This is a genomic window from Yaniella halotolerans DSM 15476 (assembly GCF_000420805.1).
In the GTDB taxonomy this organism is placed as follows: Bacteria; Actinomycetota; Actinomycetes; order Actinomycetales; family Micrococcaceae; genus Yaniella; species Yaniella halotolerans.
In genome coordinates this window covers 300,143-313,009 of the sequence record NZ_ATVQ01000002.1, presented here as the reverse complement: position 1 = coordinate 313,009, position 12,867 = coordinate 300,143, and the positions used below count along the sequence as shown (strand labels likewise).

At 54.8% G+C, this 12,867-nt stretch carries 11 protein-coding genes; 5 read left to right on the top strand and 6 right to left on the bottom strand.

Annotation, left to right across the window (positions count from 1 at the left end):
- Window positions 1–26: 26 nt before the first annotated feature.
- Window positions 27–1,499, top strand: coding sequence for a 30S ribosomal protein S1 (gene rpsA, locus G583_RS0108965; RefSeq protein ID WP_022870849.1), 1,473 nt, complete (start codon window positions 27–29; stop codon window positions 1,497–1,499).
- Window positions 1,500–1,586: 87 nt separating this feature from the next.
- Here rpsA and G583_RS17065 read toward each other — a convergent pair whose 3' ends face one another.
- Genes G583_RS17065 through G583_RS0108950 form a run of 3 tightly spaced genes read right to left on the bottom strand, consistent with a single transcriptional unit; the run spans window position 1,587 to window position 3,923 of the window.
- Entirely contained in the window at window positions 1,587–2,138 is a 552-nt protein-coding gene (locus tag G583_RS17065; RefSeq protein ID WP_022870848.1) for a phosphoribosylanthranilate isomerase, read from the bottom strand.
- A gap of 4 nt (window positions 2,139–2,142) precedes the next feature.
- Window positions 2,143–3,228 (bottom strand): class I SAM-dependent methyltransferase, encoded by a 1,086-nt coding sequence (locus G583_RS0108955; protein WP_022870847.1) that lies wholly within the window; start codon window positions 3,226–3,228, stop codon window positions 2,143–2,145.
- Window positions 3,228–3,923 (bottom strand): IMPACT family protein, encoded by a 696-nt coding sequence (locus G583_RS0108950; RefSeq protein WP_029629437.1) that lies wholly within the window; start codon window positions 3,921–3,923, stop codon window positions 3,228–3,230. Before G583_RS0108950 ends, G583_RS0108955 begins: the two co-directional genes overlap by 1 nt.
- A gap of 26 nt (window positions 3,924–3,949) precedes the next feature.
- Here G583_RS0108950 and coaE point away from each other — a divergent pair, with 26 nt between their 5' ends.
- From coaE to G583_RS15275, 4 genes are all read left to right on the top strand, one after another.
- Window positions 3,950–4,555: a dephospho-CoA kinase gene (gene coaE / locus G583_RS0108945; RefSeq protein ID WP_022870845.1), complete on the top strand. Its 606-nt coding sequence runs from the start codon at window positions 3,950–3,952 to the stop codon at window positions 4,553–4,555.
- Entirely contained in the window at window positions 4,552–5,721 is a 1,170-nt protein-coding gene (locus tag G583_RS0108940; RefSeq protein WP_022870844.1) for a calcium:proton antiporter, read from the top strand. The genes coaE and G583_RS0108940 overlap by 4 nt, the downstream gene beginning before the upstream one ends.
- A 60-nt stretch (window positions 5,722–5,781) precedes the next feature.
- Complete coding sequence (uvrB, locus tag G583_RS0108935) at window positions 5,782–7,926, top strand: excinuclease ABC subunit UvrB (RefSeq protein WP_022870843.1); 2,145 nt, start codon at window positions 5,782–5,784, stop codon at window positions 7,924–7,926.
- A gap of 214 nt (window positions 7,927–8,140) precedes the next feature.
- On the top strand, window positions 8,141–9,457 hold the full coding sequence (locus tag G583_RS15275; protein WP_022870842.1) for a TerC family protein: 1,317 nt from the start codon (window positions 8,141–8,143) through the stop codon (window positions 9,455–9,457).
- A gap of 136 nt (window positions 9,458–9,593) precedes the next feature.
- Here G583_RS15275 and G583_RS0108925 read toward each other — a convergent pair whose 3' ends face one another.
- The 3 genes from G583_RS0108925 to G583_RS0108915 all read right to left on the bottom strand — a co-directional run bounded on the left by G583_RS0108925 (window position 9,594) and on the right by G583_RS0108915 (window position 12,854).
- Window positions 9,594–10,766: an IS1249 family transposase gene (locus tag G583_RS0108925; RefSeq protein ID WP_281162095.1), complete on the bottom strand. Its 1,173-nt coding sequence runs from the start codon at window positions 10,764–10,766 to the stop codon at window positions 9,594–9,596.
- Window positions 10,767–10,990: 224 nt separating this feature from the next.
- Window positions 10,991–12,289, bottom strand: a complete 1,299-nt coding sequence (locus tag G583_RS0108920; RefSeq protein WP_022870840.1) for an alpha/beta fold hydrolase — start codon at window positions 12,287–12,289, stop codon at window positions 10,991–10,993.
- A gap of 76 nt (window positions 12,290–12,365) precedes the next feature.
- Complete coding sequence (locus tag G583_RS0108915; RefSeq protein WP_040895472.1) at window positions 12,366–12,854, bottom strand: GNAT family N-acetyltransferase; 489 nt, start codon at window positions 12,852–12,854, stop codon at window positions 12,366–12,368.
- Window positions 12,855–12,867 lie beyond the last annotated feature (13 nt).

The following is a 12,867-nucleotide window of genomic DNA, read 5'->3' as shown; positions in this document are numbered from 1 at the left end:
TTAATCCATATCGGAGTCCCTACTACATGACCACTACTAGCAACGCCCCTCAGGTCGCTGTAAACGACATCGGCTCAGCTGAAGAATTCATGGCTGCTGTCGATGAGACCATCAAATATTTCAACGATGGCGACCTGGTTGCAGGCACCGTCGTCAAAGTCGATCGAGACGAAGTGCTGCTCGACATCGGCTACAAGACAGAAGGTGTCATCCCTTCACGCGAACTCTCCATCAAAAATGACGTCGACCCAGATGACGTTGTTGAAGTTGGCGATTCGGTTGAAGCCCTGGTTCTGACCAAGGAAGATAAAGAAGGCCGCCTGATTCTCTCCAAGAAGCGCGCACAGTACGAGCGCGCTTGGGGCGACATCGAAAAGATCAAGGAAGAAGACGGTGTCGTTACCGGTACCGTCATCGAAGTGGTCAAGGGTGGTCTCATCCTGGACATCGGCCTGCGTGGCTTCCTGCCCGCATCCCTGGTCGAAATGCGCCGTGTTCGCGACCTGGCACCATACGTCGGGCAAGAACTCGAAGCCAAGATCATCGAACTGGACAAGAACCGCAACAACGTTGTGCTGTCACGCCGTGCATGGTTGGAGCAGACCCAGTCCGAAACCCGTTCGAACTTCCTGCAGGCACTGCAGAAGAGCCAGGTTCGTACCGGTACCGTTTCCTCGATCGTCAACTTTGGTGCCTTCGTGGACCTGGGCGGCGTCGACGGTCTGGTCCACGTTTCCGAACTCTCTTGGAAGCACATCGACCACCCATCAGAGGTTGTCGAAGTTGGTCAGGAAGTCACCGTAGAGGTTCTCGACGTCGATATGGATCGCGAACGCGTATCCCTGTCACTGAAGGCTACTCAGGAAGACCCATGGCAGGTCTTTGCCCGGACCCACGCCCTGGGCCAGATCGTACCGGGCAAGGTCACTAAGCTTGTACCATTCGGTGCATTCGTCCGCGTTGAAGATGGCATCGAAGGTCTGGTTCACATCTCTGAACTGGCCAACCGCCACATCGATACCGCCGAACAGGTCGTATCGGTCAACGAAATCTTGTACGTCAAGGTCATCGACATCGATCTCGATCGTCGTCGCATCTCCCTGTCGCTCAAGCAGGCCAACGAAGGCGTCGACCCAGAAGGCACGGAATTCGACCCAGCCCTATACGGTATGGCTGCCGACTACGACGAAGACGGCAACTACAAATACCCAGAAGGCTTCGATCCTGAAACCAACGAGTGGATTGAAGGCTTCGAAGAAGCACGCGCCGCATGGGAGCAGCAGTACGCTGACGCTCAGGCACGCTGGGAAGCTCACAAGGAACAAGTTTCCCGTCACTTGTCAGAGGCAGAAGAAGCAGCAGCCTCCGCTCCAGCAGAAGCTGCTAGCGGTTCTGCTTCATACTCCTCTGAGGACGAAGAAACCCCAGTCGAAGACGCCGGCACCTTGGCTTCCGACGAAGCACTTGCTGCACTCCGCGAGAAACTGACCGGTAACTAACCCGTTAGCCCTTTCGACAGAAACATAACCGAAGGCCGCTACTCACTGCGAGTAGCGGCCTTCGGTCTTTAACAGAACTCTAAGGAATTATGCGACGGTTCGAACGGCTTCGATGAAGGCCTTCATGAGGGCATAATCCTTCACACCTGCCGACGCCTCGACGCCGGAAGAAACATCCACCCCGTCAGGACGATACCGAGCAACTACCTCGGCAACATTGCCAGGATTCAACCCACCGGCCAGAACAACTCGAGCATCAACATCGCGAACCCACTCCGGAATATCCGAAAATGTTCCGGTCCCGTGTGACGCATCATAAAACCAGTAGGCGAGACCATCCGTGGTCGGTGGAGGAGTGTCCGAAGCCAACGCTAGTGAAGGCACATCGGCGTATTCGTAGAGCTGGATCGTATCAACAGCATCCCGGATCGGTTCGACCTCGTCTAGAGTCATTCCCACGGCGAATGTCTCTATCCGGCCCGCCGCATGTGCCGCAAGATGACGAGCGGTTTCGACATCCACCAGTCGTGATGATTTCGGAGCCTGCATCAATCCTATAGCATCATAACCAAGCTCGATGGCCCAATCCAACTGCTCAACATGCATGATGCCGCAGACTTTAACGTAAAGGTTGGACATATACCTATGCTTTCTGTGATCGAGTAACAATGAAACGCGAATCGCGCGCAATCTGTTCCGTCGGCCCCACCAGTTTGACCAGAGCCTTTTGATATCTTCGCGATACGTTGAACACCGTCCATAAAATACCGTGGGGTTTCAACACACGACCGGCTTCGGCAAACAAGAAGTGCGCAATATCGCCGGTAATTTCCGTACCCTTATGAAACGGCGGATTCAGCACGATCGTGTTTACCGAGGCATCCTCGAGGGTGCCGAGTCCTGACTGATGCATCAACTCGACACCGCCAAGATTATTCGCCGCCAGGGTTGCCTCCGTGGACCGTACCGCTGAAGCAGAATCATCGCTCGCAATAATCGCCACACTCTGCGTTGTTTTCGCGAGAACGGCGGCGATGGTACCGTTGCCGCAGCCCAAATCCACGGCAGTACTACCCGGTACAAATGAATCCAGTCCACCCATAGTCAGAGCCTCGAGCAATAGCCGGGTTCCCGGGTCCAATTTCGCTGCGCCGAAGGTGAGTCCGTAGGCGCGGAGTTCCAGCGATTCAGAACCAACCGTAACACTGTTTTTCCGAGGGATACGCGGGGGTGCATGACCGGTTAACGCTTTGGGCGACGCAGCACGCAAGGCTCTCGCCTTGTAATAGCCTCGCGATGCCGAGACATCCGTAAAGACATTGGCCAGCACAGTGTTCATGGAAAAATTCAGATGACGCTGTAACTGCCCTGCCAGCAGGAGCACCTGCGGATCTGCCCAAGCAGCAACTTGCCAGGCCAGTTCTTCCAACGCTTCCAACGGGCGTGCGAGTCTGTAGAGCACCGTTGCGACGTCCTTCAGGACATCTTCGGTTGGCAGGTGAACAACTGGACCGGTCACGGGGGCTTGGACGGTACTCAACGCCGCTGAATCCTGGACAAAACGCACATCAAGGTCGTGTTCAACAGCCCAAGAGCTCAAGGCACCTGTCGCATCGTTGATGACTACAACGGGTGCATGCTTTCGCCACGGCTCCTTGGCAAACGTCTCTTCGAGTACACGGAGCAACATACGATCGACATTGTCTGGCGCAAACCGTTCATCGCTCATCAGGTCACATCCTGCCACCGAGTACCGATTGCCACGGCTTCGGACTCGCCGGCGGTCATTGATGCCAAGTGGCCGTTAAAATCGACCAGAGCATTATTGGTGTCGTCCAACCCGATCGTTACCGTTGCGGCGTGGCCGTCGTATTCGGTGCCCAGTACCTCATACTGGGCTGAGCGAAGCTCATTTTCCACCCGTCCGACATCGGCGTGTGGGGCATCAATGGTCACCAACAGCATGCGTTTGCGGACAATCAGAGGTGTTTGTTCCAATGCGGCCACCGCGGTATCCGAGTAGGCCCGGACGAGACCCCCTGCACCGAGCTTTACCCCGCCAAAATAGCGAACGACGATGGCACAAATATCTGACACATCCGAGAATTCCTCACCGTTATGCACCGCGCGGTAATTGGTCAAAGCCTGGATCATAGGCATCCCGGCTGTCCCCGCTGGTTCACCGTCATCAGAGGAGCGCTGGACGTCCCGATCTGCACCAAGCACAAACGCTGGCACAACGTGTGTGGCCGCATGATGCTCACCTCGCACCTCATCAATCCATGCGCGAGCTTCGTCTTCAGAGTCGACGCGGCGGATCATACCGATAAACTCAGAACGGCGGATATCTAAGGTGACCTTCACTAGATCACGGTGAGCCACCACGGTATAACGTCTATTACGAGCAGAATCGGCATGTTGCATGTCCATCAGTCTACCCAGGAGAATTCATGCGTCATCTCGCCCTGACCGGCGGCATCGGATCGGGAAAATCTACCGTTGCCACGTTCTTCGCCGAACGCGGCGCGACCATCATCGACGCCGACGCTATTTCACGGGCCCTCATGGAACCAGGCCAAGAAGTGCTGGATGAAGTTGTCGACACCTTTGGAGAACATCTCCTCGATGCCGCGGGCCGGCTCGACCGTGCAGCGCTGGCCAACATCGTGTTTAACGACAACGAGGCACGTGAGCGACTCAACGGTATTGTGCATCCGGCCGTACGGTCGGAATCAGCCCGGCTGCGTGAAGAAGCCTTGGCCGCCGACCCGGACCATGCCGTCATTATTCAAGACATACCTCTGCTGGTCGAAACCGGACAGGCAGACCAATTCGATGGTGTCATCGTTGTCGACACCGACCATGACACCCGTCTACAACGTTTGGTCGAGGCTCGAGGCATGGAAGTCGAAGATGCTCAGGCCCGCATTTCGGCACAAGCTACTGACGAGCAACGCCGCGACGTTGCAGACTGGATCATTGATAATTCGGGCCCGTTGGACAGCACCGAGGATCAGGTTGCTGCGGTCTGGACCGAGCTTACCGAGGACCAATGATCACTAAACGGTCCCAGGTGTTTACCCCGAACGCGTTAGCTCGCGTTGTTATCGGTTGGGTGGCAGTCATCGTCATGACGACAACCCAGCACCTGCTGACGCCACCGGTACCCGGCACAACGCTCGTCGTGGTCCTGGCCGGTGTCGTAGCCATCATCATGGTGTGCTCCTTCGGTGTGGTCACTCAAGCAGAACAACTGGCACGTCGCATGGGGGATCCTTATGGCTCGCTGGTACTGACCATCTCCATTGTGCTTATTGAGGTCATCCTCATTTCTGCGGTTATGCTTGGCCCCGGAGACCACACCACGATCGGCCGAGACTCAGTCATGGCGGTCTCGATGATCATCATGAACTTGGTGATCGGTATCGCCGTGTTCATTGCGACGCGCAAGCACGGTTCACTGGGACACAACCACACGGGAACGGCCAGCTACTCGGCGATGCTCATCATTCTGTTGGCATTAGCATTCGTCATACCCGCTCACCTGGACCACCAGGGCACCTATCCGCCGGCAGTGGCTGTCACAATCGCGGTCGGCACTCTGCTCACGTATGCGTATTTCTTGTACCGCCAAATGTTTCACCAACCAGACGACTTTGCCGAAACCGACCCGATCAGCATTGCAGCAGCGCGCGGTGACGGAACGACGAGTACAGGAGCCGTGGCGGAAGTACCGCGCCAACCCATTGGTGAAATTTTCCAAGCACATCGCACAGAGATTCTGCTGCGTATCCTGCTGCTGGTTGTCACAGTCATCCCGGTCATTATTCTCGCTCAACACATGGCCGCCCTGCTGGATGACGGTCTAGGCCGCACGAATCTACCCATTGAACTCGCCGGCGTCCTTATCGCCGCCATAGTATTCCTGCCCGAAACCATTACTGCCCTGCGAGCTGGGTTGGCAGGGGAAATGCAACGCGTGATCAATCTTTGCCACGGTGCGCTCGTGTCTACCGTGTCATTCACGATTCCCGCGGTGTTGTTGATTGGACTAGCCACCGGACAAACCGTCGTCCTGGCTGAGTCGACGGTCAACATCGTACTCTTGGCCGTGACCATGATGGCCACCATCACAAATTTCTTGGCCCCGAAACTTACCGTGATGCACGCGCTGCCGCATCTGATGATCTTTGTGGTCTACGTACTCATGCTCTTTAGCTAGCGCCTTAGCCAGGGGGCGAACGGGTGGTTACTCTAATCTGACAGGCGTAACATGTGGGGCATGAGTATGGCCCGAGAGATCAACCGTGTTGTCGCACCCTTCAAAGTAGAGGCACCTTACGAACCGGCAGGGGACCAACCCCAGGCAATTGCCGAACTCGCGGAACGAGTTGAGGGCGGCGAAAAAGACGTGGTGCTGATGGGGGCCACCGGTACCGGTAAATCGGCGACGGCTGCCTGGTTAGTGGAACGTTTACAGCGTCCCACGCTTGTGCTGGTGCAAAATAAGACCCTCGCAGCGCAACTGGCCAACGAGTTCCGGGATTTGTTACCGAACAACGCCGTTGAATACTTCGTGTCCTACTATGACTATTACCAGCCGGAAGCATACGTACCGCAATCCGATACGTTCATTGAAAAAGACTCTTCCATCAACGAAGAAGTCGAACGCCTTCGCCACTCGGCGACCAACGCACTGCTGACCCGTCGAGACACCCTGGTTGTTGCCACCGTCTCGTCAATCTTCGGGCTGGGTACGCCGGAAGAATATATCGCGCAAATGGTGACTGTGAAAAACGGTGATCTCTTAGATCGCGATGACCTACTGCGCCAATTTGTGCAGATGCAGTACGTCCGCAATGACGCTGACTTTCACCGAGGCACTTTCCGTGTGCGCGGCGATACCGTCGAAATTATCCCGATGTACGAAGAATTAGCCGTCCGCATTGAATTCTTCGGTGACGAAATTGACTCGATTCAAACTCTGCACCCACTCACCGGACACATCGTGCGAGAAGAGGAAGAAATGTACATCTTCCCTGCATCGCACTATGTTGCCGGTGATGATCGAATGGCGCGAGCTATACGTGACATCGAGGATGAGCTGCGGGTGCGGCTCGAAGAACTTGAATCCCAGGACAAACTCTTAGAAGCCCAACGCCTACGTATGCGGACCACATATGACCTAGAAATGATGCAGCAAATGGGCTACTGCAACGGCATCGAAAACTATTCACGTCACATTGATGGGCGGACGCAAGGTTCTGCACCACACACCCTGCTCGACTACTTCCCAGATGACTTCCTACTGGTGGTTGACGAATCTCACGTCACGGTCCCGCAGATAGGTGGGATGTATGAGGGCGACGCCTCCCGGAAGCGGACACTGGTGGATCATGGTTTCCGCCTTCCCTCAGCTCTGGATAACCGGCCGTTGAAATGGGACGAATTTCTGGAACGCATCGGTCAGACCGTATACATGTCAGCAACTCCAGGGCCGTATGAGCTGTCACAAGCCGATGGGGTAGTGGAACAAATTATTCGCCCAACCGGTCTCATCGACCCCCAGATCGTAGTAAAAGAAACGCAAGGACAAATCGACGATCTCATGGACGAGATCAGGTTGCGGGTCGAACGAGATGAGCGCGTGTTGGTTACGACGTTGACCAAACGTATGGCAGAGGATCTCACCGAATACCTGGTCGAACACGGCGTCAAAGTCCAATACCTCCACTCAGACGTCGATACGTTGCGTCGTGTCGAACTGATGACTGAGCTGCGCAAGGGCGTCTTTGATGTTCTGGTCGGTATTAACCTGCTCCGTGAAGGGTTGGACTTGCCCGAAGTATCGCTCGTCTCGATTCTAGACGCCGATAAAGAGGGCTTCCTACGCTCAAACCGGTCGCTTATCCAAACGATTGGCCGTGCCGCCCGTAACGTGTCGGGCGAAGTCCACATGTATGCGGATAAGATCACGGCATCCATGGAATTTGCTATTGACGAGACCAACCGGCGTCGTGAAATACAAATCGCGCACAATAAGAAGCATGGCATCGACCCGCAACCATTGCGGAAGAAGATTGCCGATATAACGGATCAGCTCGCTCGTGAAGATGCAGATACTCAGGACCTCATGTCTGGGATGGCGGGCATTAAAACTGGCTTCGACTATGGCATGGGCAATCGCGGTTACACCGCCACCATTACCGAGGAGCAACAGCAAGCCAGCGTGGCAACAGCAGACGGCAAGGTTGCCAAACTGGCTGCCGTACCGGCAAATGATCTCACCGATCTGATTCAGCAGATGTCAGATCAAATGCACCAGGCTGCAATCGATCTCAACTTCGAACTCGCTGCACGGTTGCGTGATGAAGTTCACGAGCTGAAGAAGGAACTCCGCGACATGCAACGCGAGGGCCACGCTTAACGAGCCTGATCGCCGCCCCCACGCCCGGCGGAGTGTTCTTTGTCGGTGGCGCATTGCTGATATAGTCGATGCCGAACAAGGGAGTATCCCAAAAGTTCCGCAGACGTCAACACGTCGGACATCGCTGTCCGGCCGGATGTGGACCCCGTTGTCAACGTCGGGGGAGAGACTTGTGGGCTAGAAGTTACCTAAAATTAGGAAGGACTCCCTTCATATGGAGATCACCGGTTTAACCTGGGGCATCACAATTGCTGTGATCCTGGCTCTTATTCTGTTCGACTATTTCTTCCACGTAAGAAAAGCTCACATACCTACACTCAAAGAAGCAGCCCTCTGGTCAGCAATTTATGTTGGAATCGCCCTCGCCTTTGGTTTAGTGTTCTTTGCCTTCGGAGACACCGACCACGCAATTGAATATTATGCGGGGTTCATTACTGAGAAGGCATTATCGGTAGATAACCTGTTCGTCTTTATGATCATTTTGACGAGCTTCAACGTGCCGCGACAGTATCAGCAAAAAGTACTGCTATTTGGTATTGCCTTTGCACTCATCAGCCGTACGGTCTTTATCCTCGCCGGTGCTGCCATTTTGGAAGTGTGGACCGACGCATTCTACATTTTCGGTATTTTCTTGTTGATCCTTGCCGGGCAGCAGCTGAAATCTGAATTCTCCTCGGCAGATGAAGCGGGTTCCGAAGCCGACAACTTCATGGTTCGATTCGCTCGGAAAATCCTACCGGTATCGGAGCAATACGACGGTGACAAGCTCGTCACCAAAGTTGACGGCAAACGTCTCGTCACGCCTATGTTGCTCGTCATGGTTGCTATCGGTGCCACCGACATTATCTTTGCCATCGACTCCATCCCTGCCATTTATGGACTAACGCAAGAGCCATATATTGTCTTTACGGCCAACGCGTTTGCACTGTTAGGTCTACGTCAGCTGTACTTCCTCATCGATGGCCTGTTGGACCGCCTCGTCTATCTCGGGTACGGCCTGGCGGCTATCCTGGGCTTTATCGGTGTCAAGCTCATGCTGCACGCGCTAAGTCAGAACAACCTACCGTTCATCTATGACGGTCAGGATGTTCCAGTTGCAGAGCCATCCACCGGTATGTCCTTGCTTGTCATCGTTGGAATCCTGATCGTCACCATCGTCTGGTCGCTCGTTAGTCCCCGTGGTAAAGCACTCCGTGCACTCCAAAACGCAGAAAAATTTGCACACCGCTACTCGCAGCTACCCGAGGACACGTCAGCGGAGAAACGCAAGGAAGCGGCGGAAAAGATGGACTACTGGACACAACAAGCAGAAGCTACCGAGCATCGCTATCTTGAAGAGCTCATTAAGCATAAAGACCAGTGGTCCGCCATTATCCGAGTCGCCCACGAAACACGACTCGAGGACGCGAACCAGCGTGGCATACCAGCGGTGACCTCGCAAAAGATCGTCACCACCGATGGTCCAGTCTTAGCTCCCGACACGAACGGGAAATCCTCTGAAGAATCGCACGAAACCAAAGCCAACGACTAGACCCTCGTAGCTGCAAATTGTTCGCCAGAGAGCCTTTACTCTGGCGAACAATGCTTTAACCAGAGACGAGTGTTGGTCACGAGACGTGGCAGACGAGACGGCTTATTTGCCAAAACGTGTGCTTTTTAACAGCGTGTCAGCGTGATCGTCCGCCCCATCCTTGTTGGATTCCGTTGCCATCTTGGGCACTGAATGCGGTGTCATAGAGAGCTGGTCCGATACGCTCTGGTGGCATCTGTTTAGCCGTGGTTTTTGCGGTGGTTTCCCAATGTTCTGGATGGACCAGGGTCCATGGGTCGGCTGGATTTTCGGTTTTGAAGTACAGCAACCAGCCAATGGCTTTCATTGCATGTTTTGGGGTCATACCCCGGTGTTTTCGTAACAGTTCTTTAGCCGCGGTATTGACGCCGCCTTCGAGCGGGTTGGTGGTCTTGGGCAGCGCTTCATCGGGTTGGCTCTGGGTCATCCAGGTGAACAGCTTGTCGCCGGTGATCAGCCCGTTGATCAGCTTGTAGGCTCTGCGTAGTCGTAGGTGGGTGTACCACCATTGCTGGCCTAACTTCACGTACGATGGCCGCTCAGAGCGCTGCTGATTGGCGTAGGTGCGCTCCTTGAGCACGCTGTCCCACCGCGAGGCCCAGGAGGCGAATTCTGCCTGGAATGCCGCCGCCTGGTCGGGTGTGGTGATCGTATTCAACGTCTTGATCAGTGCCAGCAATTCACGGCCGGGTTGGGTGCCTGGATTGCGCGTCAGATGCGTGTGGATACGTTGGCGGATATGGAAATAACACCGCTGCAGGTTTGTATCGGGCCACAGGCTGCAGATGACTCGTTCCAGGGGCCCGTTGCCATCAACCACCGCAATATCTGGTGGAACTAATGGTTGGATCAGCGCAGTCCAGGAGGCATTCTTTTCACGGTCACAGAACTGCCAGCCCACCACGTGGGTGCCGTTGTAGGCCACCAGGACGCAGTAGTCGTTGAAATAGGTGCCATCCAGCATCAGATACCGGTGAATCTCACCGGTAGGTGCAGGTATTGGTGGAGTGATCTTCCAGCACCAGGCGGTGCGGCGGTAGAAGCTGCGTTGACTGATGTGAGTTGGCATGATTCCGGTGAATAACCAGTCGAGAAACCAGCTCAGTTCGTGGCGCCTAGCCACATCGTTGCGGGTGTTGGACCGGCTGGCCGATGCGCCACAGGCTGGATCTTTGCACCGAAATCGTTGGGTGCCTTTGGGTGTTTTGCCGTTAGCACGCATCGGTTGACCACATACATCACATTTGAGTTTTCTTCCAGCAAGCGTCACTCACATAGACTGCCGCCTATGACGATCGGCGTTTTGCCGCATGACTATGCGCGACAAGGCGTTTAAAAAGCACACGTTTTGGCAATTAACCCGACGAGACCGCCCGAGGCGAAACCTCCACCTCATACAAACCAACAACCGACTATTACCCCAGCCAAGGCAAGACCATACGGGGCTAGGGTCCTGTGCTCCTCTGATACTGTGAGGATTGATGCGACCAGAAGTTAGTCAGCGCCAATCATGCTGTGGAGACGATGAAAGATCTCCGCACCAGCTTCACCAATACCATCATGGTGCCATTGATCTGATTCCCAAACCTGCAAATTGGCAACTTGCTCGGCAGAAACCACTGAAAGATCCCGCTCCACGAAGACGTCATCGGTATACACCAGAGCAGCAACTGGAACTGTGTTCTTGTGTAGCTGGTCTACGTCATACAGCGGACCCCAGTTCGAGTAGGTCGCGAGCATTTCGGTCACTCGTGCAATAGGCTGCAAAACGGGATCGAGTTCTGTATACCAGTCAAAACACATTTCACCGGTAAGCAGGGGAGTGTCTGACTTCTTCGGATTGAAGTCTGGGTAATCAGCCAGCACGCGCTGGGCAGCCCAGTTCGTTGGCTGCGCACCAGGCTGCGCATAAATCGACTCATGCATAACCAAGTACAACGGATTCGTGGCCCGCGATACCTGCTGGTAAACAGCCTCAAGAAAAGTATCCGAAAGGGTTGATGTCCCCGGGATAAAGGCTTCCTCAAAGATATAGTGCAGTGCGTCGATCCGTGTATTACCGCCCAGATACATTCCCAAAGCTTGAACGCGCCCCACGGTTAAGGGGGAACCATCTAGCAGATACACATCACCGCGACGAACACGTCGATAAATACTCGCTAAGGTTTCCTGATCTTTTGGAAAGCGGCGAAAATATTCACGATTTCGGGCACGCATCCGCTGATACGTAGCGTGATACACCTGATCGGCGGGACCGTCCAATGGTGGAATACCTCCTGTGATCATTGATCCCGCTAGACCCTCAGGAGCAAACGACAAGTATGTCAGGGTGCAGAACCCACCGAATGATTGTCCAAGCGTTACCCAAGGATCTGACCCCAAAGAAAGTCTGATGGCCTCAGCATCGGCCACAATATCGGGAGCGCGGAACTTTCGAAGATACTGCGCCTGAGCTCCCGGCGCCCCACGTTGTGCAAGTGATTGCCGAGTGATTGGTGTTGACAGGCCGGTACCGCGCTGATCCAACATCAACACCCGGTAATGTTTCAGAGCTTCAGCCAGCCACCCACTCACACGGGCTGGACGTGAACCCTTCCCACCTGGACCGCCCTGTAAATACAGCAGCCACGGTTTGTGCTCGCCATCAGCAGCCCGAAATTCGCGTGCAAAAACCGACAGACTCTCACCGTCCGGCTGGGCATGATCCAGCGGCACGGTAAATGTATGATCTCTGATTCCGGTACCATCATGCATCCAGGAAACTGTGCCAGGCGTGTGGTCAGCGGTAGGCATAGGAACTCCTTGCAACGTGTGTGTGCATTCAAGTGTGGCAGGTAGCTGCGAACTTGGCGAGGGCCCCCAAACCCGCTTAACGTTGCGTCGCAGCGTGCAGGCGAGCACCTTCAAGACGATATGTAGTCCACTCACTCATGGGGACTGCACCGAGTGATTCATAGAATTCGATTGAAGGAGTATTCCAGTCCAGGACGGTCCATTCGTATCTGCTGTATCCACGCTCAACCGCAATGTCCGCCAGGTGGAGGAGCAACCGTTTACCGTGTCTGCGTCCTCGCATCGCAGGGATCACGAACAGGTCCTCTAACCAGATACCGTGGACGCCCTCCCACGTTGAGTACGTCTCGAACCAAATCGCCATGCCAACAACCTGCGGTGTACCGTCGACGACGTCGTCGACCACATGGCAAAAGACTCGGGGAGTATCACCGAACAAATGGTCGTGCAGCATCTCTGGAGTGTTCTGCACGGCATCCGGTTCAAGTTCGTAAACAGCCAGCTGATGAATCAGGTCCAAAATAGCTGGTACATCTTCGGGGGTTGCTTCGCGCACCTGGCCGATAATTTGTCCAGTT

Excerpts from the sequence above, each read along its gene's own strand:
- rpsA (WP_022870849.1), top strand. The coding sequence starts at position 27 with ATGACCACTACTAGCAACGCCCCTCAGGTCGCTGTAAACGACATCGGC.
- G583_RS17065 (WP_022870848.1), bottom strand. The coding sequence starts at position 2,138 with ATGTCCAACCTTTACGTTAAAGTCTGCGGCATCATGCATGTTGAGCAG.
- G583_RS0108955 (WP_022870847.1), bottom strand. The coding sequence starts at position 3,228 with ATGAGCGATGAACGGTTTGCGCCAGACAATGTCGATCGTATGTTGCTC.
- G583_RS0108950 (WP_029629437.1), bottom strand. The coding sequence starts at position 3,923 with ATGCAACATGCCGATTCTGCTCGTAATAGACGTTATACCGTGGTGGCT.
- coaE (WP_022870845.1), top strand. The coding sequence starts at position 3,950 with ATGCGTCATCTCGCCCTGACCGGCGGCATCGGATCGGGAAAATCTACC.
- G583_RS0108940 (WP_022870844.1), top strand. The coding sequence starts at position 4,552 with ATGATCACTAAACGGTCCCAGGTGTTTACCCCGAACGCGTTAGCTCGC.
- uvrB (WP_022870843.1), top strand. The coding sequence starts at position 5,782 with ATGAGTATGGCCCGAGAGATCAACCGTGTTGTCGCACCCTTCAAAGTA.
- G583_RS15275 (WP_022870842.1), top strand. The coding sequence starts at position 8,141 with ATGGAGATCACCGGTTTAACCTGGGGCATCACAATTGCTGTGATCCTG.
- G583_RS0108920 (WP_022870840.1), bottom strand. The coding sequence starts at position 12,289 with ATGCCTACCGCTGACCACACGCCTGGCACAGTTTCCTGGATGCATGAT.